Origin of the sequence: Microterricola viridarii (genome assembly GCF_900104895.1) — a bacterium.
Lineage (GTDB): Bacteria > Actinomycetota > Actinomycetes > Actinomycetales > Microbacteriaceae > Microterricola > Microterricola viridarii.
In genome coordinates, this window is record NZ_LT629742.1 from 3,603,399 (window position 1) to 3,624,766 (window position 21,368).

Below are 21,368 nucleotides of genomic sequence, written 5' to 3' on the forward strand. Positions count from 1 at the left end.
CAGTGCACTACTTGATCAGCGCGAAGCCGGCGTTCCAGCCGATCTTCTCCTGCACGGCGAGCGTGAGCTGCAGGAAGCCGATGGCCTCGAGCTCGCGGGCGCGGGCGAGCGCGCCGGCGTCGACGGAGGCGACGCCGCCAGCCTGCAGCACCGAGCCGAGCAGCGCCTTGGCGTCTGCGCTGTCACCGGCGATGTGCACGGTGGTGGCGGCGTTGTCGCCGACGGTGTTGCCGGCCAGGGTGGCGGCGAAGTTCGTGTTGAAGGCCTTGAGCACGCTGGAGGCGGGCAGCGCCTCGGCGATGACCGCAGCGGCCGAGCCGTCGGCGGGCACGACGAGCGAGTCGAAGGTCTCGAAGTTGAGCGGGTTGGTGATGTCGACGACGACCTTGCCGGCGAGCTTGTCGCCGTGCGCGGCGATGACCTCGGCGACGGCCGGGTAACCGACGGCGAGCACGACGATGTCGCCGTTGATCGCGGCATCCGCGTCACGCCCGATGAACTCGACATTGTTGCCGCCGGCCGTCACGATGCCGCCGATTGCGGTGCCCATGTTGCCGTTTCCGATGATGCTGACCGTGGTCATGTCTCTCCTGCAATCTGCGCCGGGGCGCTTTTGGTTGTTCCAACAAGTAAAACCATAACCCCTTTTACTTGTTGCGTCAACTATTGCAGCGACAAGCGGTAGACTGGGGGGCATGACCGAGCCAGCACGCAGCACCAGCACGGCCGGCCCGCGCCCGATGAACGACGACGAGGCCGCAGCCTGGCAGCGCCTGATCGCGGTCGTCGAGCTGCTGCCGCCGGTGTTGGACGCCCAGCTGCTGCGCGACGCCAAGCTCACCCACTTCGAGTACATGACGCTGATGGCTTTGGCGTCCGCGCCGGGCGAGGCCACGCGGATGACGGCGCTGGCCGCCAGCACGAACGCCACGCTCCCCCGCCTCTCGCACGTCGTGCGCCGGCTCGAGGAGCGCGGCCTCGTCGAGCGCTTCCCGTGCCCGGAGGACCGCCGGGCCACGAACGCGCGCATCACGCCGGAGGGCCTCGCCCTGCTCGACGCCGCGGCTCCCGGCCACCACGACACCGTGCGCAGCACCGTGCTCGACGCGCTCAGTGCCGAGCAGCTCGACCAGCTCTACGCGATCGCCGGCTCACTGCTGGAGCGGCTCGACCCGGACGGCCGGCTCACCGCAACGGCCTGTCATCCGGCGAAGGCGCTCGACCCCGCGCAGTAGCTGGGCCGCTCGAGCCCAGGCAAACCGGGGGTTTCGACACGCTCAACCAGCGCGGGCCGCTCAACCAGCGCGGGCCGCTACTCGGAGGGGCGCGACTCCCCGGCCTCTGAGGCCTCCGCCTCGGCCGCGGACGCCGCATCGACGGCATCCGCGATCTCATCGGCGATGAGCAGGTCGGATCGCACGTGCTCGGTGCGGTAGGCCGCCCGGCCGATCATGTGCGCCGTCATCGGCTGGGTCATCATCTGGAAGCCGAGCACCAGGATCAGCGTCGAGGCGACGCCCCAGCTCGGGTTCAGCAGCCAGATGGCGACGACGATCGCCGCCACACCGAGGATCTGCGGCTTCGTCGACGCGTGCAGGCGCGAGAGCACGTCGGGGAAGCGCAGGATGCCGATGCCGGCAGCCATCGACAGGAAGGCGCTGAGCAGGATGAGCACACCGGCGACGATCTCGTTCATGATGCGTCCTGCTTCGACATGAAGCGGGCGATGCTGATCGAGCCGACGATGGCGAACATGGCCAACACCAGCAGCACGGGCAGCGTGTCGGTGTGGCGGTTGATGGCCATCTCGGCGCCGAGCGCGCAGATGGCGATGGCGAGCATGACGTCGGCGGCCAGGGCCCGATCCAGGATCGACGGCCCGCGAATGATCCGGTAGACCGCGCAGAGCGCGCCGACCCCGAACATCACTCCGGCCAGCACGGCGACAACCATGAGGAACGACATGTCAGTCTCCCTTCCGTCTCGCGCCGACGGTTCCGACGCCGCCCTCGCGCTCTCGGCGGTCCGCACGGATGCCGTCGGCCTCGTCCTTCGCGCCGATCGCCAGCACGATGCGCTCCTCCGTGCCGAGCACGTCACGCCGGATCCTGTCGATGTCCTCCGGGGTGCGCGTGCCGAGGGCGTGGATGTAGAGGATCGCATTCTCCCGGTCGGCGTCGATCACCACGGTGCCGGGAACGAGCGAGATCGAGACCGCGGTCAGGGTGATGACGAGGTCGCTGCGCGTGTGCAGCTTGATCGCGAGGATCGAGTTGATCGGGTGGTACCGCGGGTTGATCGCCAGCCAGGCCACGTGCAGCGAGGCGAAGGTGATGTCGGAGATCATCCGCCCGACGAAGATCAGCAGCCGCCACGGGTTCAGCCGCCCGCTCAGCGCGATCGGCGGCAGGTAGAACACGCGGGTGACGAACAGCGCCAGCAGCACGCCGGTCACGACGCTCATCACCGTGATCTCCTCCCAGAGCAGCAGCCAGAGCGCGACCAGGATGACGAGCAGGGGGAACTGGCGCCAGAGGTTCTGCCGGTGTGTCTGCTCCGTCTCCGGGAAGGCCGGCCCGCTGGGCACACGGCTGGTCGGGATGACGCCGCCGCGCATGGGGGCCGGGTTCGACGGGTTCTCGTTCTGCGCCTCGGTCACTGCACACCCCCCGGGAAGACGGTGTCGATGTAGAAGGCCGGGGTCTTCAGGTCTTCTGCGGCCCGCTCGGCAATGCCGAACAGCGGTCCGGCGAACACCGTGAGCGCCACGGTCAGCGCGACCATGCCGGTTGTCACGGCGAGCATCGTGGCCGGCACCGTGCGGGTCTTGACAGCCACCGAGGCATCCGGGGCCTCCGGGGCCTCCTGCAACGACTCGATCAGCACCGACTCGTAGCCCTTGAGCTCGCCCTTGCCGCGCCAGAAGGCCATGTTCCAGAACCGGGTGAGCGCGTACAGGGTGAGCAGGGAGGTGATCGCACCGGCAGCGATCCCGATCCAGACGAGCGGGCTGGGCGCCGCGGCGCCGGCCATGAACAGGCCGACCTTGCCGATGAAACCAGAGAAGGGCGGGATGCCGCCGAGGTTCAGCGCCGGGATGAAGAAGAGGATCGCGACGAGCGGCGAGGCCTTGAGCAGGCCGGCCAGCCGGTTGATGGAGGTGGCGCCGCCGGTGCGCTCGATGAGTCCGGTGGTGAGGAACAGCGTCGTCTGCACGGTGATGTGGTGCACGACGTAGTAGATGGTCGCGGCCAGGCCCAGCGTGGTGGCCAGCCCGATGCCGAACAGCATGTAGCCGATGTGGCTGACCAGGGTGAACGAGAGCAGTCGTTTGATGTCGGCCTGGGCGAGCGCGCCGAGGATGCCGACGATCATCGTCAGGCTGCCGATCACCAGGAACAGCGCGCTTAGATCGTGCCCCGCGAAGAGCACCGTCTCGGTGCGGATCAGGGCGTAGACGCCCACCTTGGTGAGCAGGCCGGCGAACACGGCGGTCACCGGCGCAGGCGCCGTCGGGTAGGAGTCCGGCAGCCAGAAGGAGAGCGGGAACACCGCGGCCTTGATGCCGAAGCCGATCAGCAGCAGCACGTGCAGCACCAGTTGCACGTCGGCCGGGAGCTCGCCGAGCCGCACGGAGAGCTGGGCCATGTTGACCGTTCCCGTCGCGCCGTAGATCAGCGCGATCGAGGCCAGGAAGAACAGCGAGCTCACCAGGCTGACGATGATGTAGGTGACGCCGGCGCGGATCCGCTCACCGGTGCCGCCGAGGGTGAGCAGCACGTAGCTCGACGCGAGCAGCACCTCGAAGCCGACGTAGAGGTTGAACAGGTCGCCGGCGATGAAGGTGGTGAAGACGCCGGCAGAGAGGATGAGGTAGCTGGGGTGGAAGATCGACACCGGCGTCTCGCGGTGGCGGTCGGCGACCCCCTGGCCGATGGAGTAGATGAGCACGCCGAGCAGCATGATCGCCGAGATCAGCAGCATGATGGCCGAGAGCCTGTCCACCACGAGGGCGATGCCCCAGGGCGCCGCCCAGCCGCCGACGGCGACGACCGCCGGGCCGTTCTGGTCGATGAGGGCGATCTGCACGGCGCTGATCGCGACGGTGGCGGTGAGCGCGGTGCTGCTGATGGCCACCTGCAGGCGCGGCTGGCGCCCGAAGATGACGGTGAGTGCGGCCGCGATCAGGGGGATCAGGACCATGAGCGGAATGAGCTCTGGCATCAGCTGCTCCCGTCTCGCGGTGAAGTGTCGTCTGTCCCGTCGCGCCCGGCCTGCTCGCTGCGCTGCACCTCGATCGGGGAGGTGTCCGTCGGGGCATCGAGCGCGGTGAGCTCGGCGAGCAGCTCTGCGGCATCCGTGTCGGCGTCCCGTGCGGTGTCGTCGACGTCGCCCGTCGCGTCGAGGTGCTCGTCACTGGCGTCGAGGATGGCGTGGATGGCAGTGTCGTCGTCCTCGGAGCGGCGCAGCTCCGCGGCGGAGGCCAGCGCGTCCTCGAGGTCTTGCTCTTCGTCGTCGATGAGGTCGCCCTTGGCGCCCAGCTGGGCGAGCCACCAGGAGCGGTAGATGAGGGCGAGCATGAAGGCGGTGATGCCGAGGTTGATCACGATGGCGGTGAGGATCAGGGCCTGCGGCAGCGGATCGGAGATGTCGGCGGCATCCACGCCGTCGTTCATGATCGGGCCGAGGCCCGGCCGCCCGCTCATCAGGAACAACAGGATGTTGGTGGCGTTGCCGACCAGCAGGAAGCCGATCAGCACGCGGGTGAGGCTGCGCTCGAGCATGACGTAGACACCGGAGGCGTACATCACGGCCATCAACAGGATGAGGGTCATCGAGGCGTTCATCGGGAGCCCCCCTCTGCCGGATTCGGCTTGGCCGGGTTGGTGTCTGAGGTGCTCGGCCGCGCGTACTCCGCGTCTTCCTCGTCGTCCTCCTGGTCTTCCTGCTGCCGGTCAACCTCGCTGCCGAGGCTGCGCAGGATGTCGAGCACGAGTCCGAAGACCACCAGGTAGACGCCGATGTCGAAGAGTGTCGAGGTGCCGATCGAGATCTCGCCGAGCACCGGGATACTCGCCTCGAACCACGAGGACTCCAGCACCTGCAGCCCGAAGAACATCGAGCTGAGCGCGGTTCCGACGGCCAGCAGCAGACCCGTTCCGAGCAGCTTGCCTGCGTCGATGGGCACGGCCTCTGCCAGCTCGTAGCGGCCGCCGGCGAGGTAGCGTGCCACCAGCGCGAGACCGGCCAGCAGCCCACCCGCGAAGCCGCCGCCCGGCTGGTTGTGCCCGACGAAGAGCAGGTAGATCGAGACGATGATGGCCGGGTGGAAGAGCAACCGAACGAGCACCTCGATGATGATCGAGCGGTTCTGCGGCGAGAGCGTGCGGCCGGCCAGGAGCCAGGTCTGGCGGGAGACGGCGCTGCTGTTGAGCACGGGGCGGTTGCGTCGCTCGCCGCCGCCCTCCATACGCTCGACGGGCGCGGCCCGACCCGAGATGAAGACGAGGCTGGCGACGCCGGTCGCGACGGCGACGAGCACCGCGATCTCGCCCATGGTGTCCCAGGCGCGGATGTCGACGAGCATGACGTTGACGATGTTCTTGCCGTGCGCCTCCGCGGCCAGCGCGGGCAGCTCGGCCGAGATGGATGCCGCCTCGCGGGCGCCGAGGGCAATCACCGCGATAACGGCCATGACGGTGCCGGCGAGGATGCCGAGAACCGCGCGGAGGCCCTTCCGCACGGCCTTGTTGCGGGCCGCGATCTGCTGCGGGAGGCGGCGAAGCACGAGCACGAAGACGACGACGGTGAGCGTCTCGACGAGCGCCTGGGTGAGAGCGAGGTCGGGGGCGCCGCCCATCGCGAAGAGCAGCACGAGGCCGTAGCCGGTGACCCCGACCAGCAGCACTGCGGTCATCCGGTGGCCGGCGATGGCGGCGCCGATCGCGGCCATGCCCATGACGAGGGCGATGAACGGCTGGACGGCGTAGTCCCAGGGCACGACGCCCTCCGGCCACGAGCGGTTGAGGGCGGCGGAGAGACCCAGGCCGAGCACGAACACGCCGATGATCACGGCCAGGTAGGCCGGCAGGCCGCCGCGCTGGATGCGCGTGGTCAGCGCGGCCGCGAAGCGGTCCAAGGCGCGCATGAACTGCACGTACTCCCGCCCGGCGTCCAGGGCCTGCGGCAGCTTGGCCTGCAACCGGCCGACCTGGCGGCGACGCAGCATCAAGACGAAGCCGAGCAGCAGCACGCCGGCGGAGATGGCCAGCGCGGGCTCGAAGCCGTGCCAGAGGGCGAGATGCTGCTCGTGCGGGCCGGGCAGGGTGTCTGCGTACGGCGCCACCAGGGCGTCGACCGTGCCGGCGGCGACACCGCCGCCGATCGTGGCGATCGAGAGCACGAGCGGGGCCGTCAGGATGCCGAACCCGGTGTTGTGCAGCTGGATGGCGCCGACGTCCGCCTTGGTCGAGAACGCGCCCCAGATGAAGCGCAGGCTGTACGCGACGGTGAGGACGGAGCCCAGCACGACGCCGATGAGGGCGAACCAGGCCCAGAACTCGCTCTGTCCGGCTCCGCCCGAGGTGGCCTCGAGGAGGGACGCGAAGACGCTCTCCTTGGCGACGAAGCCGAGCAGTGGTGGAAGGCCGGCCATCGACGCGACGGCGATCGACGCGATCACGGCCAGCACGGGCATCCGCCGGCCCAGGCCGGAGAGCTTGCGCCAGTCCCGGGTGCCGGTCGCGTGGTCGATGATGCCGACGACGAGGAAGAGCGTCGCCTTGTAGAGGGCGTGCGCGAGCAGCAGCGCGGCGCCGGCCAGGGCGGCGTCCCTCGTGCCGAAGCCGAGCATGATGGTGAGGAAGCCGAGCTGGCTGACTGTGCCGTAGGCGAGGATCAGCTTGAGGTCGTACTGGCGCATGGCACGCCAGCCGCCGACGAGCATCGTGAGCACGCCGATCGTGACAAGGAGCGGTTGCCAGAGCGGCTGATCCGCGTAGCCGGGGGCGAAGCGGGCGATGATGTAGATGCCCGCCTTCACCATTGCGGCGGCGTGCAGATAGGCGCTGACCGGGGTCGGTGCGGCCATGGCGGCCGGCAGCCAGAAGTGGAACGGCACGAGTGCGCTCTTGCTGAGCGCGCCGAGGAGCACCAGCACGATCGCCACCTGGCCGAGAGTGCCGCCGACCGGGTTGGCGACGATCTCGGTGATCGACGTCGTGCCGCTGGCCATGACGAGCATCACAATGCCCACGAGCATGGCCAGGCCACCGAAGGTGGTGACGGTCAGCGCCTGGAGCGCCGCACCACGGCTGGACTTGCGGCCGGTGTTGTGCCCGATGAGCAGGTATGACAGAACGCTCGTGGCCTCCCAGAACACGAACATGACGATTACGTCGTCGCTCGTGACCAGGCCGTACATCACGCCGGCGAAGGCCAGCAGGAGGGCGGCAAAGCGCCCGAGGCCGGGCTCGTCGTCGCTGAAGTACCGGGCGCAGTAGGCGAGCACGAGCGCACCGACGCCGGTGACGATCAGGGCGAGCAGCAGCGCGAGCGGATCCATCCGGAAGCTGAGCTCAATGCCAAGCTGGGGAATCCATGGGAATGTCTCGGTGACCGGTGTGCCGTCCAGGACACCGGGTGCCTGGGCAAGGGTGACCCCGAACAGCGCCGCGGGGGCGAGGGCGATCAGCCAGAACACGCGCGCCTTCAGCCACCGCGTCAGCAGGGGGGTGGCGATGGCCAGGATTCCGACCGCCACAAGAGAGAAGATCATCAATCTCCCCTGCCTGGTCGCGGTTTCGTCAAGAATACCAAGCCTCGGCAGTGCTGTTTTGCAGAGGCTTCGCAGCATCCTTCCTGCGGCGACTCAGGGTGCGATCCGGGACATCCCCCATTTGCGGGGCACCCCGGCGCGGCTAAGCTCGCTGGACCGATGAGAGGGGGCCTCATGACCGCGATCGACAGCAACGAAATCGTCTCGACAATTGATCCCGCCGGATGCAACTGCGACGACTGCCTGCGCGGCGTCAGCGTGCCGTTGCACCGGGCGGATGCCAGCCAGCTGAACGCCCTGCTGGACGGCCACCTCGCGAACGCGACCGGCCTCGACTTCAGCGACATCGAGGCCGTGCTCGACACCCTCTGAGACACAGCCGGTACTGCACATATGGTCATTTCCGGGGCTGTTTCGCGCCCCGAAAATGACCATATGTGCAGTACCGGTGACGGGGTCGCGGGCTAGGGGGTGCGGTTCTCGGCGCCGACCATCCAGGCGTACTGCTCGATCTTCTCGATGATGGCGTGCAGGATGTCGGCGCTCGTCGGGTCGGCGGCATCCACCACGTCGTGCACGGCACGGGCCGTGCCGGCCACCGTGTGCAGCCGCGCCGTGATCAGGTCGACGGTCTCGGCGGTGTCGGTCTCCCCCGCCGGGTAGGCCGGCATCGTCGTCGTCGCCGCGATCGTGTCGCTGCGCCCGTCCGGCACGGCGTGCAGGGCGCGCATCCGCTCGGCCACGACATCGGAGAAGCCGCGGGCCGCCTTGATGATCTCGTCGAGTTGCAGGTGCAGGTCGCGGAAGTTGTGCCCGATGACGTTCCAGTGGGCTTGCTTGCCTTGCAGCTGCAGCTCGAGCAGTTCGACGAGCACCTGCTGCAGGGCATCGCTGAGCTTCTTCGACGCGGTGAAAACCTCGGTTTCCGTCTGCGTGCGCGAGCTCTTCCGCGTCCCGCGCTCCAAAGTGTCGGTCATGGCGTGCTTCCTCTCGGTTGCCGCCCGGCCGGAGAGTGCGCTGCTCGTGGGGGCAGTACCCGACCGGTGCGCTTCTTCGAGGCTAACCCCGCACGCCTCGCCTGCACAGGGCCGTCGGAGATACTCGGACCGCGCGCCCAGCCGCGGGGTCGTGGGCGGGGGTCTCAGGCGCAGTGGTTCGACGGTCAGAACGGCGGAGCTTCGGGGAAAGCGCTTGGCGGATCCGGCGGCGCTTTCCCGCTGGTTGAGCCTGCCGGCGCCATCGGAGGCCGGCGCGGGGTGATCGTCGCGGGTTGGCTCCGGGGCTTCGCTCGTTCCTGCTCAGCCGACGTGGGGAAGGGCGCTCAGCCGACGTGGGGACGGGCGGAGGAGAGCGAGGGCCGGTTGGCACTGTCGGGTCGCCGGGTCTCGATACGGCGCTGGCGCGCCTACTCGACCAACGGTGGTGGCGGCCCCCTCCGCACGTCGGCTGGAGGGGGCCGCGCCGCGACGAAGGAGCAGCGCAGCCCCCGAAGCCCTGAGCGGATCCGCCGAAACGGCCTCCCGACGGGGTGGAAGAGTCCCGCCCGGAAACGCAGGAGGGGCCGGCTCCCAACGGAGCCGGCCCCTCACAGGCGGTGTCTCTGAAGCGACTAGTCGGTGCCGGAGTCGAAGGCAGCACCCTCGGAGGCGCGGTCGACGGCGTCGCTCTCGGCATCCGAGTCGCTGGAACCCTCGAGGATCTCGTTCGCCGCACCGGACTCGAGCTGGCCGACCAGCTCTGCGGTCGCGCCGCCGATGATGCCGGCTGCCGCGTACTGCTCGAGGCGCGAACGGGAGTCGGCGATGTCGAGGTTGCGCATGGTCAGCTGGCCGATGCGGTCGTCCGGGCCGAAGGCCGAGTCGCCGACGCGCTCCATGGAGAGCTTGTCCGGGTGGTAGCTGAGGTGCGGTCCGGTGGTGTCGAGGATCGTCCAGTCGTCGCCGCGGCGCAGCTTGACGGTGACCTCGCCGGTGACGGCCGAGCCGACCCACTTCTGGATGGACTCGCGCACCATGAGCGACTGCGGGTCGAGCCAGCGGCCCTCGTACATCAGGCGGCCGAGACGGCGGCCCTCGTTGTGGTAGTTGGCGACCGTGTCCTCGTTGTGGATGGCGTTCAGCAGGCGCTCGTAGGTGATGTGCAGCAGCGCCATGCCCGGGGCCTCGTAGATGCCGCGGCTCTTCGCCTCGATGATGCGGTTCTCGATCTGGTCGGACATGCCGAGGCCGTGGCGGCCACCGATCTTGTTCGCCTCGAGCACGAGGGCGACGGGGTCGGCGAACTCGACGCCGTTGATGGCGACGGGGCGGCCGGCCTCGAAGCGCACGGAGACGACCTCGGTGGCGACCTCGACGTCATCGCGCCAGGCGGCGACGCCCATGATCGGGGTGACCAGCTCGATGCCGCTGGAGAGCTCCTCGAGCAGCTTGGCCTCGTGGGTGGCGCCCCAGATGTTGGCGTCGGTGGAGTAGGCCTTCTCGGCCGAGTCGCGGTACGGGTAGCCGCGCGCGACGAGCCACTCGCTCATCTCGGTGCGGCCGCCGAGCTCCTGCACGAAGGAGCTGTCGAGCCAGGGCTTGTAGATGCGCAGGCGCGGGTTGGCGAGCAGGCCGTAGCGGTAGAAGCGCTCGATGTCGTTGCCCTTGTAGGTGGAGCCGTCGCCCCAGATGTCGACGCCGTCCTCCTTCATGGCGCGCACCAGCATGGTGCCGGTGACGGCGCGGCCGAGCGGCGTGGTGTTGAAGTAGGTCTTGCCGCCGGAGCGAATGTGGAACGCGCCGCAGGCCAGGGCGACGAGGCCCTCCTCGACGAGGGCCGACTTGGCGTCGACGATGCGGGCGATCTCGGCGCCGTACTCGAGGGCACGACCGGGAACGGCCTCGATGTCGGGCTCGTCCGGCTGGCCGATGTCGGCGGTGTAGGTGCAGGGCACCGCGCCCTTCTCACGCATCCAGGCGACGGCGACGGAGGTATCGAGGCCGCCGGAGAAGGCGATGCCGACGCGTTCGCCGACAGGAAGAGAGCTGAGCACCTTAGACATGCCCTCAAGCTTATTCCAGACCGGCCGCGAGAAAGACCCGGGCCAGCTGCGGGCGGGGCGCTGCCCGGCGGATGCCGCCGCTCAGCCGTTCTCGACGGCGAGCGCCCAGCGCGTGAGCACCGCGTCGAGCGCCGCCACGTCCTCCGGGCTCAGCACATCCAGCAGCCGCCGCTCGTTCGCCAGGTGCTCGGTGACCGCGCGGTCGAGGAGCTCGCGCCCGGCCTCGGTGAGGGCAATGACCCGCGCCCGACCGTCGACCGCGCTCACCCGGCGGCTGACGAGCCCACGCTCCTCGAGCCGGTCGATCCGTTTGCTCATCGCCCCGGTGGTGACCATGGTGTGCTGTGCCAGCTCCCCCGGCGCCCGTTCGAAGGGGGCACCGGCCCGGCGCAGCGCCGCGAGCACGTCGAACTCCCCCTCGCCGAGGCCGTGCCGCTTGTACACAGCAACGATCTCTTCACTCAGGTACGCGCCCAGCCGATGGATACGGCCGATCACCCCCATCGGCGAGGGGTCCAGCTCCGGCCGCTCCCGGCGCCACTCCTGCTGAATCTGCGCGACGCGGTCGAGCCTCTCCGGGGAATCTGCTTCCATACCGCCATATTATCTTCCCTGGCAGCTATTATAGCTTCCATGGAAGCTAAATGGCGCTTCGTGCTCCTCACCGCAATCGCACCGATCGCGTGGGGCACGACGTACTACGTCACCCACCAGTTCTTGCCCGCCGACTCCCCGCTCTGGGGCGCGGCGATCCGGGCACTCCCCGCCGGGCTGGTGTTGCTCGCACTCCGCCGCCGCCTGCCCCGCGGCTCCTGGTGGTGGAAGTCGCTCGTGCTCGGCACCCTCAACATGGGCGCCTTCTTCGCTCTCGTCTACGTCGCCGCACAGCTGCTGCCCACGAGCATCGCCGCGACGATCATGGCCACCGGTCCGCTCATGATGATGCTGCTCGCCTGGCCGTTGATCGCCGAACGGCCGCAGCGGATGCCGCTGATCGGTGCCGGGCTCGGCATCATCGGTGTCTGCACCATGCTCTTCACCGGCGCGACGACGATCAACCTGGCCGGCGTTCTTGCCTCGCTGAGCGCCATGGCGCTCTCCTCCCTCGGCTTCGTCCTCACCAAGCGCTGGGGCGCCGGCGTCGACGTGCTCTCGCTCACCTCCTGGCAGCTCCTCGCCGGCGGGCTCACCCTCGTTCCGCTCGCGCTGCTCGTGGAGGGGGCGCCGCCCGTGCTCGACGGCACGGCCCTGCTCGGATTCGGCTACGTGTCGCTGATCGCGACCGCGCTCGCCTACGTGGTCTGGTTCACCGGGCTGGCGCACCTCGGCGCGGGCACGGTCGGGCTCATCGGGCTGCTCAACCCGGTCACCGGCGTGCTGCTGGGTGTGGCGCTGGCCGGCGAGGTGTTCAGCCCGCAGCAGGTGCTCGGCATCCTGATCACCCTCACCGGAATCGTGCTCGGCCAGCGCGCCGGGGCGACCAGGCAGCACGCTGCCCCGCCCCGCGCACCCTTGTTCGGCGAACGCGCGCGCCCCTAGACTGCGAGGGATTTGCGGAGCTCCAGCCGCACCTTCGCTCGAGTTCCCGCGACGCCCCTCGTTCTGTGGCGGGCGCCGCTTACTTCGAGGGAGGGCACACCATGGAACATCGGGCAGTCACCGCAACGATCGAACAGGCGAACGCGCAGCTCAGGGAAAGCCTGCCGTTCTCGGACACCCGCGACTTCGACGCCGCCGACCGGGGATTCATCGCAGCCCTGGACCCGGGGGTCGTGCACGACGCAGACGGCCGGGTGGTCTGGGATGGCGACAGCTACTCCTTCCTGACCGGCGAGGCGCCGGCCACGGCGAACCCGAGCCTGTGGCGGCAGTCGCGGTTGACGTCCAAGCAGGGCCTGTTCGAGGTGGTGCCCGGCATCTACCAGGTGCGCGGCCTCGACCTCTCCAACATGACCATCGTCGAGGGCGAGCGCGGCGTGATCGTGATCGACCCGCTGATCTCGACGGAGACGGCAGCCGCCGCCCTCGCCCTCTATCGGGCCAACCGCGGCGAGCGCCCGGTCAGCGCCGTCATTTACACGCACAGCCACGTCGACCACTTCGGCGGGGTCTTCGGCGTGACCACCCAGGCCGATGTCGACGCCGGCCGCGTGCAGGTGATCGCCCCGGAGGGACTGGTCGAGCACGCCGTCGCGGAGAACGTCTACGCCGGCACGGCCATGGCCAGGCGCGCCGGGTACATGTACGGGGCCGTGCTGGAGCGCGGGCCGGCCGGCGCCATCGGCGCGGGGCTCGGCCAGACGACCTCCAGCGGCGAGGTGGGGCTGATCGTGCCGACCCTCGAGGTGCGGGCCACCGGCGAGACGCACACCGTTGACGGCTTGCAGATCGAGTTCCAGATGGCGCCGGGCACCGAGGCGCCCACCGAGATGCACTTCTACTTCCCGGCCTTCCGAGCGCTGTGCATGGCGGAGAACGCCACCCACACCCTGCACAACCTGCTCACCCTGCGCGGGGCGCTGGTGCGCGATCCCAATGTCTGGTCGCACTACCTCACCGAGGCCATCGACACCTTCGGCTCGCGCAGCGACGTCGCCTTCAGCTCTCACCACTGGCCGACGTGGGGCACCGACAACGTGGTCGAGTTCCTCTCCACCCAGCGCGACCTCTACGCCTACCTGCACGACCAGACCCTGCGCCTGCTGAACCGGGGCCTGACGGGCGCGGAGATCGCAGAGGAGTTCCCCCTGCCGCCCGCACTGGAGACGGCCTGGAGCGCCCGCGGCTACTACGGCTCGATCAACCACAACGTCAAGGCCATCTACCAGCGCTACATGGGCTGGTTCGACGGCAACCCGGCGCGGCTCTGGCCGCACCCGCCCGAGGCCGAGGCGGTGCGCTATGTGGCCGCGCTGGGCGGCATCGACCGCGTCGTCGAACTCGCGCAGACGGCGTTCGACGAGGGCGACTTCCGGTGGGCGGCCACCCTGCTCGACCATGCCGTGTTCACGGATGCCGGCCACGCCGCCGCCCGCGCACTGTACGCAGACACCCTCGAGCAGCTGGGCTACGGCGCGGAGAACGGCACCTGGCGCAACTTCTTCCTCTCCGGCGCGACCGAGCTGCGGGAGGGCAACTTCGGCACCCCGACAGTCACCTCGGCTCCCGCACTCATCGCCCAGCTCAGCCCGGAGCAGATCTTCGACGCCCTGGCGATCTCGGTGGACGGGCCGAAGGCGTGGCACCTCGACCTGCGCCTCGACGTGACGTTCACCGACCTGGACGCCACCTACGCGCTCACCCTGCGCAACGGCGTGCTGATCAACCGGAAGATCGAGCCGGATCAGGCGGCGCCGGCCGCGCTCGCCCTGAGCAAGCAGCGGATGATCGCGGTGCTGGCCGGCGACCTCGACTCCCCCGGCCTGGAGCTGAGCGGCGACGCCTCGGTGCTCCCTGCGCTGCTGGGCGTGCTGGATTCTGGCGACCCGGCGTTCAACATCGTCGTGCCCTAGCCCGGCCGCGACCCCTGCGCCGCACCGCCCACGACGACGGACGCCGTCAGACGACGCCCGTCGTCGAGGGTGCCGCGCTGGCCGCGCCGGCCGGGGGCGGCTGCTGCGGGGTCAGCCCCTGGTTGCGCATGAACACGATGAGCCAGCTGAACACGAGCACCGCCAGCACCAGCTCAACGGCGGTGAGGTTGTAGTAGCCCGTGATGAAGAGCACGGCGAGCAGCACGATCACGCCGACGAAGACGTAGCCGACGAGCAGGAACACCCGAGGCGTGCCCGGGATCAGCGTGCGCAGCCGCAGCACGAGAGTGACGTAGACGATGGCCATCCCGGTCGCCGAGAGGTTGTGCAGCTGCAGGGACTCATCCACGGGGAAGATGCCGACGCAGGCCAGCAGGACCCCAATCAGCATGAGGGCCACGCGCACGAAACGGCGGTGGCGGCGCTCCTCGTCCGTGCCGGCGGGCAGCGACGCGGTCGCGAAGTTCGCGATCGTCGTCACGAGGGCACCGGCGATGATCAGGGTGAGGTTGAACGCGCGCGCCGAGAGGTCGTCCGTCATGCCGAGCGAGCTCAAGTTCTTCTGCCACCAGTGCGGGTCGGCGGCGCTCAGCATGCTGGTCAGCATCCCCACCACGAGGAACAGCGCCAGAACGAGTGAGAGATGGATGGGGGTGAGGTGCACCGCCGAGAGGAAGACCACGTAGGCGGTCAGGGCCACCCCGACACCGGCCAGCAGCGCGGCGGAGAAGGGGAAGACGACGGCATCGACGAAGCTCTCGGCCAGAACCGCGGCAACGCCGACCCAGCCGAGCAGCGCGATCATGGCGTAGGTCAGCGCGATCGCGGCGGTGTCGAACCAGCGCAAGCGCGGTTCGGACTCCGCCACGGCGCGGCGCGGGCGCACCAGCATCCGCGCCCACACCACCACGGCGAGCGCGACGATCGCGGAACAGACCGCCACCAGCTGGCCGAGTGAGCCGGGGCCGGCGATCGGCACGGCGCCGCCCCAGAAGAACAGGGTCGCGATGAGCGCGCCGAGCACGAAGCCGGCTCCGCCCACCATGAGCGCGACGGATTCCACCGACTCCCTGCTCTCCGCCGGATGCCGGAACACGCGCACGATCGATGTCGACTGGGTCATGTCGTCCTCCTCGATGAAATGCCGTCGGCACGCCGGCGGGGCTAGTGGATGATGGCCTTGAGCGCGATCATGGCGAACCCGAACGCCGCGGTGCCGAGCGCCCCGGCGATGCGGACGGGCCAGGAGCTGCCGCGCACGGTGAACGCGCTGAACCCGAGCACGCCGAGCACGACGACGCCGAGCCAGAGTGCTGTCCACATCGCGACCGAGTCGTCGATCGCCTTGAGCGCGCCGAGCAGCAGCACAAAGCAGGGCAGCAGCGCCGCCAGCAGGAATCCGAGCGAGCGGCCGACGGCGCGGTGGAATGCCCCGGCCAGGGTTGTCTCATCCCCCTCGAGCACCCCGTGGCCCGCGACCGTCCCGGCGTAGACGTGCGCGGCCCAGAAGACGACCACCGTGCCGATCACGCCGAGGAACGTCTCCCACGACGTCGCCCCGTAGCCGCCGGCGACGACGATCATGCCACTGACGAGCACGATTCCGTAGACCGACTCCTCGGTGATGAGCCCGGAGCGCACGCGCACCAGCACCGTGCCCGCGGCCTCCCGCGCCGCGGCGTCGCTCTCTGGGCCGTTGGCCGGGCCGGGCGGTTCGGCGCTCATGCGCCGCCGCCCCGTGCGCGTCGCGGGGGCCGCGCGGGCCGGGCCGGCTTCTCCCGCCCGCCCCGGGGCTCCCCGGCCACCTCATTCGGGATGCCGCGGGCAAACAGCAGCGAGAAGGCGGCAATGGCGATGAGGGCGAAGAAGGAGGTGCGCAGCGAGCCGATCTGCGACTCGCTGTAGATCGAGGTCAGGGTGTCGGCGTCGGCCGGGCTGAGCCCGGCATTCTCGGCGATGCCCGCGACGCTCGAGGCGGGGACGATGGCGACGCCGCCCTCGGTGAGCTCGGTGACCGTGGTGCGCACATCGGCCGGCAGCGTGCTGTCGGCGACGCCGGAGGCGAACGAGGTGGCGAGCGCCCCGATCAGCACCGAGCCGATCAGGGCGGTGCCGAGCGAGGAGCCGAGGTTCTGGAACACGCCCTGCAGCCCGCCGACCTCACTGGACTCGCTGCCGCTGACGGCCGACATGTTCACGTTTCCGAGCTGGGAGGCGAGCAGTCCAAGGCCGGCGCCGGCCGAGAACATGCCGATCGCGAACACCCAGCTCTTCAGGTCGATGTCGAGCGAGCCCAGCAGAACGAAAGCGCTCACAACCAGGATCGCCTGCCCCCAGCGCACGATCCGCCGCGGCGACCAGCGGGCAGAGAGCCGGGTGCCGATGATCGAGAACAAGATCAGCGCGATCGACAGCGGGAAGATCTTGATGCCGGTCTGCAACGCATCCAGCCCCAGCGTCATCTGCAGGTAGACGGGAACCATGAAGAAGAGCCCGGCGGTGATCGCGTACTGCGCGCCGAGCACGCTCAGGCCGCTCCGCAGCCGGACGATGCTGAACATGTCCACGTGCACGAGCGGGGGCAGCCCCTGCGCGACGAGCATCTTCTGCCTGCGCACGAAGTAGTAGAGAAGCACGGCGCCGGCGAGGATGAACCACGCGGTGAGCGAGATGCCGAGCGGCGCGATCTCCACGCCGCCGATCACCGGCGAGTGCAGCGGCGTCACCCAGCCCCAGGTCTTGCTCTGCAGCATGCCGAACACGACGCCGATCAGGCCGAATGCCGAGAGCAGAACGCTCAGCGCGTCGATGTGCACCTTCCGCGGCGGCGTCGAATCGGTGACCCGTCGGGAGAACAGCACGACGATGGCCATGATCACGACCTCGGCGACGAACACGTAGCGCCAGCTGAAGTAGGTCGTCACAAACCCGCCGATGAGCGGGCCGGCGGCCACGGCGGCGCCCGAGACGGCGCCGATCGTCGCATAGGCGGTGATCCGGTCTGAGCCGGTGTAGTTGTCGGCGATGAGCGCGGCGATGGCCGGGATCACGAGCACCGCGCCGAGGCCCTCGATGATCGACCAGCCGATGAAGAGCGTCGCGATGTTGGGGCTGAGCGCGGTCGTCAGCGAGCCGATCGCGTAGACGATCGAGCCGATCACGAAGGCACGCCGGCGCCCCCAGACGTCGCCGAGCTTCGCGCCCAGCAGCATGACGGCGGCCATCGTCAGCGTGTAGAAGGTGATCGCCGCCTGCATGGCCGTGACGGTGGTGTCCAGGTCGGCGACGACCGTGGAGATCGACACGTTCATCACCGTGCCGTCCAGCACCATCACGAACTGTGCGCTGCCGAGGATGAGAACGACGGTCCATTTCTTCATGCGCGTGCGGCTCCCTCACGCGGCGCGGGCAGGTCCGGATGCCGCAAGCTCAGTATCGACCTCGGTGCGAGGCAGCGCAATACTCCCGACCCGGGCCTGATTTCTCATGGAGTTTGAGGGAGGCGCGGCACAATCGCACGGGCCTATAGTGTCTGGCACCGGCGCGGCCGAGCGGGTGTGCCTCGAGAGAAAGGCCACGGATATGGACTTCTGGGGAATCGTCGGATTCTTCTTCTGGACCTGGGTTTTCGTCTGCTACCTGGTGCTGCTGTTCTGGGTCCTCGCCGACCTGTTCCGCGACCACGAGTTGAACGGGTGGTGGAAGGCACTCTGGATCATCTGCCTGATCTTCGTGCCGTTCGTCACCGCCCTCATCTACCTGATCACCCGGGGTGCGTCGATGAACGAGCGCTCCGCCCGCGCCCGCTACGCCGACGCGCCCGTGGCAGAGGACTACTCCAAGCCGGAGCCCTCTCGCACCCCAGCGGCCGACATCGCCCAGGCGAAGGAACTGATGGATGCCGGCACGATCACGCCGGGTGAGTTCGACGCGCTCAAGGCGAAGGCCATGGGCGGGTACTGAGCGCGGGCGAGGTCTGACGATGACAGAGAACGGCGGCACACTCTCCCCGGCCTTCCAGCGCCGGCAGGAGGCCGGTCGGGAGGCCCGGCGCCGCACGCCGCGCTCCGCGCACGCCGACTGGGCACCCGGCGCCGGCCGGCCAGACCCAGTCGCGCTGCTCGAGGAGCAGGCGCTCAACAGGGCGCCGGAGCTGGTGCCCATCCGCTACGGGCGCATGGCGGTCTCGCCGTTCACCTTCTACCGCGGGGCGGCGCTGATCATGGCCTCCGACCTGGCCGGCTCGCCGGATTCCGGCATCATCGTGCAGCTCTGCGGCGACGCGCATCTGTCGAATTTCGGTGTCTTCGGCACCCCGGAGCGCACCCTGATCTTCGACATGAACGACTTCGACGAGACACTGCCCGGCCCGTGGGAGTGGGACGTCAAGCGCCTCGCGGCGAGCTTCGAGGTCGCCGGCCGGCACCGCGGCTTCAGTGGCGCCGAGAGGCGGGACACCGTGCTGGCCCTGGTGCGGGCGTACCGCGAGCGGATGCGGAAGGCCGCAGCCTCGCCGGTGTTGCGGTCCTGGTATGACCGGCTGAGCGCCGACGACGCGCTGCGCTGGCTGAAGCACGAGCAGGAGGAGGACCGGGCGGGCAGCAGGCAGGTGAAACGGACCACGGCGGTGCTCACCAAGGCGCTGACTCGCGACAGCCTGAGCGTGTTCGCGAAGCTCGTCGGGGTCGTCGACGGCGAGCTGCGCATCCTGCCGGCTCCCCCACTGATCGTGCCGGTCGATGACCTCGCCCCGGCGGGGCGGAGCCACGCGGACGAGGTGGAGCAGATGCAGGCGGTGCTCGCCGAGTACCAGGGCACGCTCGCCCACCAGAACCACCCGCTGCGCGAGTTCGAGTACCTGCACATGGCCCGCAAGGTCGTCGGCGTCGGCAGTGTCGGCACGCGGGCCTGGATTCTGCTGTTGCGTGGGCGCGACGACGGCGACCCTCTGCTGTTGCAGGCGAAGGAGGCGCAGGCCTCGGTGCTGGAGCGTTTCCTGCCCGCCAGCGAGTACTCCCACCACGGCGAGCGGGTCGTGCGCGGCCAGCGCATCATGCAGAGCGCCAGCGACATCTTCCTCGGCTGGCAGCGGGTGCCCGGATTCGACGGCACTGAGCGCGACTTCTACGTGCGCCAGCTGCACGACTGGAAAGGCTCGGCGGATGTCGAGAACATGGATGCGACGGGCGCCCTGCTCTACGCCCGCCTCTGCGGGGAGACGCTGGCCCGGGCGCACGCCCGCGCCGGCGACCGGGTCGCCATCGCCGCGTATCTGGGCTCTGCCGATGTGTTCGACAAGGCGATCGCCGACTTCGCCGCTCGCTACGCCGAGCAGAACGAGCGCGACTTCGCCGCGTTCGAGGAGGCGGTGGCATCCGGGCGGCTGCACGCCGTCTCCGGCGTCTAGCTGGTCACGGGCTGGGTCTGCTCGCTGGCTGGGCTAGGGCTCTGGCAGGGTAAGGCGCTGAGCCCGGCGCGAGCGCTTGAGGGCGTACATCGCCTCGTCCGCCTGCCGCAGGGCGGCCTCGGCGGTTGTGCTGAGCGGGTCGACGACGACAACGCCGACGCTGGCCCCCGCAAAATCGACGGGGCCGATGCCCAGCTCGATGCGCGCCGTCGTGCAGTCGGCCAGGCGCGTGCGGAGCGCCTCAGCGGCATCCGCTGCGGCCTGCGCATCGCCGGACGCCGGTCCGGCCCCGATCACGACGAACTCGTCGCCGCCGAGCCGGGCCAGCAGGTCGCCCTCCCGCAGGGCAGAGCCGAGCTGGCGTGCGACGTTGGAGAGGAACTCGTCGCCGACATCGTGGCCGTAGGCGTCGTTGACGGCCTTGAACCCGTCGAGGTCGATGAAGGCGACGATCACGTCCCGCTCATCGCGGGAGCCGCGGGCGAGCATGCGGCGCAGCTCGTCGAGCAGCTGCCGCCGATTGGGCAGGCCGGTGAGCGCGTCCGTCGACGCGTGCGAGGCCAGCTCGCTGTTGGCCTGCTGCAGTCGCTGGAACAGCAGCTCCCGCTCGACCTGCTGGGCGAGCATCTTCGCGAACAGCTCCAACATCGTCTGCGAGTGCGCCTGTAGCGGCTGCGAGATCGCGCTCGCGGCGCAGAGCGTTCCATAGAGACCGCCGCTCTCCGTCACGATCGGCGTGCTCACATAGGTGTGGATGTTGAGCGCCGCGGCGGCCTCGGAGTCGCCCCACCGCGTGGGCACGTCCGAGGTGTAGAAGCTGTCCTCGTCCAGCGCCCGCTTGCAGAGTGTGTCTGCCCACGGGACGCTGAGCCCCTCCGGGATCTGCATCTCGCGGACGTTGCGGGCGAACAGGATGCTCTGCACCCCCGCCTCCAGATCGACCGTGGTCAGGTAGGTCGACTCGAGACCGGTGGCCACCTCGAGCATCTCGAGCATCGGCCGGGCCAGGTCCTCGAGCGTCTTCGCAGCGGTGACCGTCCGGGAGAGTTGGTCAAGAACAGTGTCCATCGCTCCATTCTGGCCATGTTCGAGCGGCCTCGTGGGGCAGCGCGCCGTCAGGCCGCGGAATGCTCGCGGGTCTCGAACAGGTCGGCTGAACCCAGGACGCGCGCGGCGGCGATTTCGATGACGACGCGGATCGGGTTCACCCGCGGCTGGCGGTAGCGGCCGGCGTAGAGCTCGACCGCGTGGGCGACGGCATCCGCATCGCGATTGATGGTGGCCGGGCCGGCGAACGAGATCCATCGCCCCTCGTGCACCTGCGCGACGGTGGCCGTCTCGCCGCGCTCGATGTTGCGCACCTTCTGCGTGGCATCCGAGGTGATGATGCGCACAACGCCGCCCTCCAGCGTGAAGCCGACGGGCACCGAGTGGATGCCGCCGCGCCGGTCGAGCGTCGAGAGGATCCCCATGTGGCGCTCGCCCACGAAGTGCAGTGCGGTGTCATTCAGCTGAGTCGTCATGCATCCATTGTTGCCCAGCGGAGGAGGGTGCCCGGCCGCCGGCCGCATCCCTTGCCGGAGGCCCGGAGCAGTTGTAGCCTGTCCGACA

At 69.5% G+C, this 21,368-nt stretch carries 21 protein-coding genes; 6 read left to right on the forward strand and 15 right to left on the reverse strand.

Annotated features, from left to right (window positions below; translation table 11 throughout):
* Positions 1–7 precede the first annotated feature (7 nt).
* A complete protein-coding gene (locus tag BLT62_RS16540; protein ID WP_083365050.1) occupies positions 8–583 on the reverse strand; it encodes an NADPH-dependent F420 reductase in 576 nt (191 codons plus the stop codon).
* A 112-nt stretch (positions 584–695) separates the two neighbouring features.
* Between BLT62_RS16540 and BLT62_RS16545 the strand changes: the two genes are divergently transcribed.
* The gene (locus BLT62_RS16545) at positions 696–1,235 is read left to right on the forward strand and encodes a MarR family winged helix-turn-helix transcriptional regulator (protein ID WP_231919272.1); all 540 of its coding nucleotides are present in this window, start codon (positions 696–698) and stop codon (positions 1,233–1,235) included.
* Between the two features lie 77 nt (positions 1,236–1,312).
* On the opposite strand, the gene mnhG is transcribed toward BLT62_RS16545, so the two are convergent.
* Genes mnhG through BLT62_RS16575 form a run of 6 tightly spaced genes read right to left on the reverse strand, consistent with a single transcriptional unit; the run spans position 1,313 to position 7,777 of the window.
* Entirely contained in the window at positions 1,313–1,696 is a 384-nt protein-coding gene (gene mnhG, locus BLT62_RS16550) for a monovalent cation/H(+) antiporter subunit G (protein WP_156786403.1), read from the reverse strand.
* Complete coding sequence (locus BLT62_RS16555; protein ID WP_083365052.1) at positions 1,693–1,965, reverse strand: monovalent cation/H+ antiporter complex subunit F; 273 nt, start codon at positions 1,963–1,965, stop codon at positions 1,693–1,695. The genes mnhG and BLT62_RS16555 overlap by 4 nt, the downstream gene beginning before the upstream one ends.
* 1 nt (position 1,966) lies before the next feature.
* On the reverse strand, positions 1,967–2,659 hold the full coding sequence (locus tag BLT62_RS16560; protein ID WP_156786404.1) for a Na+/H+ antiporter subunit E: 693 nt from the start codon (positions 2,657–2,659) through the stop codon (positions 1,967–1,969).
* Positions 2,656–4,224, reverse strand: a complete 1,569-nt coding sequence (locus BLT62_RS16565; protein WP_083365053.1) for a Na+/H+ antiporter subunit D — start codon at positions 4,222–4,224, stop codon at positions 2,656–2,658. Before BLT62_RS16565 ends, BLT62_RS16560 begins: the two co-directional genes overlap by 4 nt.
* On the reverse strand, positions 4,224–4,847 hold the full coding sequence (locus BLT62_RS16570; protein WP_083365054.1) for a sodium:proton antiporter: 624 nt from the start codon (positions 4,845–4,847) through the stop codon (positions 4,224–4,226). The genes BLT62_RS16565 and BLT62_RS16570 overlap by 1 nt, the downstream gene beginning before the upstream one ends.
* Positions 4,844–7,777, reverse strand: a complete 2,934-nt coding sequence (locus tag BLT62_RS16575; RefSeq protein ID WP_083365055.1) for a Na+/H+ antiporter subunit A — start codon at positions 7,775–7,777, stop codon at positions 4,844–4,846. The genes BLT62_RS16570 and BLT62_RS16575 overlap by 4 nt, the downstream gene beginning before the upstream one ends.
* 174 nt (positions 7,778–7,951) lie before the next feature.
* On the opposite strand from BLT62_RS16575, the gene BLT62_RS16580 reads away from it, so the two are divergent.
* Positions 7,952–8,149, forward strand: a complete 198-nt coding sequence (locus tag BLT62_RS16580; RefSeq protein WP_083365056.1) for a hypothetical protein — start codon at positions 7,952–7,954, stop codon at positions 8,147–8,149.
* Positions 8,150–8,241: 92 nt separating this feature from the next.
* Here the strand turns inward: BLT62_RS16580 and BLT62_RS16585 are convergent, their stop codons facing one another.
* The 3 genes from BLT62_RS16585 to BLT62_RS16595 form a co-directional block, all read right to left on the reverse strand.
* A complete protein-coding gene (locus BLT62_RS16585; protein WP_083365057.1) occupies positions 8,242–8,754 on the reverse strand; it encodes a Dps family protein in 513 nt (170 codons plus the stop codon).
* Between the two features lie 632 nt (positions 8,755–9,386).
* Positions 9,387–10,817, reverse strand: coding sequence for an argininosuccinate synthase (argG, locus tag BLT62_RS16590; RefSeq protein ID WP_083365058.1), 1,431 nt, complete (start codon positions 10,815–10,817; stop codon positions 9,387–9,389).
* A gap of 81 nt (positions 10,818–10,898) precedes the next feature.
* A complete protein-coding gene (locus BLT62_RS16595; RefSeq protein ID WP_083365059.1) occupies positions 10,899–11,411 on the reverse strand; it encodes a MarR family winged helix-turn-helix transcriptional regulator in 513 nt (170 codons plus the stop codon).
* A 39-nt stretch (positions 11,412–11,450) separates the two neighbouring features.
* Between BLT62_RS16595 and BLT62_RS16600 the strand changes: the two genes are divergently transcribed.
* Both BLT62_RS16600 and BLT62_RS16605 read left to right on the forward strand, forming a co-directional pair.
* Positions 11,451–12,356, forward strand: a complete 906-nt coding sequence (locus BLT62_RS16600) for a DMT family transporter (RefSeq protein WP_083365060.1) — start codon at positions 11,451–11,453, stop codon at positions 12,354–12,356.
* Between the two features lie 101 nt (positions 12,357–12,457).
* Positions 12,458–14,329, forward strand: a complete 1,872-nt coding sequence (locus BLT62_RS16605) for an alkyl/aryl-sulfatase (protein WP_083365061.1) — start codon at positions 12,458–12,460, stop codon at positions 14,327–14,329.
* Positions 14,330–14,375: 46 nt separating this feature from the next.
* On the opposite strand, the gene BLT62_RS16610 is transcribed toward BLT62_RS16605, so the two are convergent.
* From BLT62_RS16610 to BLT62_RS16620, 3 genes are read right to left on the reverse strand one after another with little or no spacing between them, the layout of a single operon-like run.
* Positions 14,376–15,473, reverse strand: coding sequence for a DUF998 domain-containing protein (locus BLT62_RS16610; protein ID WP_083365062.1), 1,098 nt, complete (start codon positions 15,471–15,473; stop codon positions 14,376–14,378).
* A gap of 41 nt (positions 15,474–15,514) precedes the next feature.
* A complete protein-coding gene (locus BLT62_RS16615) occupies positions 15,515–16,075 on the reverse strand; it encodes a hypothetical protein (RefSeq protein ID WP_083365063.1) in 561 nt (186 codons plus the stop codon).
* Positions 16,072–17,730, reverse strand: coding sequence for an MFS transporter (locus BLT62_RS16620; protein WP_083365064.1), 1,659 nt, complete (start codon positions 17,728–17,730; stop codon positions 16,072–16,074). The genes BLT62_RS16615 and BLT62_RS16620 overlap by 4 nt, the downstream gene beginning before the upstream one ends.
* A 202-nt stretch (positions 17,731–17,932) precedes the next feature.
* Here BLT62_RS16620 and BLT62_RS16625 point away from each other — a divergent pair, with 202 nt between their 5' ends.
* Positions 17,933–18,313 (forward strand): PLDc N-terminal domain-containing protein, encoded by a 381-nt coding sequence (locus BLT62_RS16625; protein WP_083365065.1) that lies wholly within the window; start codon positions 17,933–17,935, stop codon positions 18,311–18,313.
* 19 nt (positions 18,314–18,332) lie between these two features.
* Entirely contained in the window at positions 18,333–19,757 is a 1,425-nt protein-coding gene (locus BLT62_RS16630; protein WP_083365066.1) for a DUF2252 domain-containing protein, read from the forward strand.
* Positions 19,758–19,790: 33 nt separating this feature from the next.
* Here the strand turns inward: BLT62_RS16630 and BLT62_RS16635 are convergent, their stop codons facing one another.
* Both BLT62_RS16635 and BLT62_RS16640 read right to left on the reverse strand, forming a co-directional pair.
* On the reverse strand, positions 19,791–20,825 hold the full coding sequence (locus BLT62_RS16635; RefSeq protein ID WP_083365067.1) for a GGDEF domain-containing protein: 1,035 nt from the start codon (positions 20,823–20,825) through the stop codon (positions 19,791–19,793).
* Between the two features lie 47 nt (positions 20,826–20,872).
* A complete protein-coding gene (locus BLT62_RS16640) occupies positions 20,873–21,280 on the reverse strand; it encodes a pyridoxamine 5'-phosphate oxidase family protein (protein ID WP_083365068.1) in 408 nt (135 codons plus the stop codon).
* Positions 21,281–21,368 lie beyond the last annotated feature (88 nt).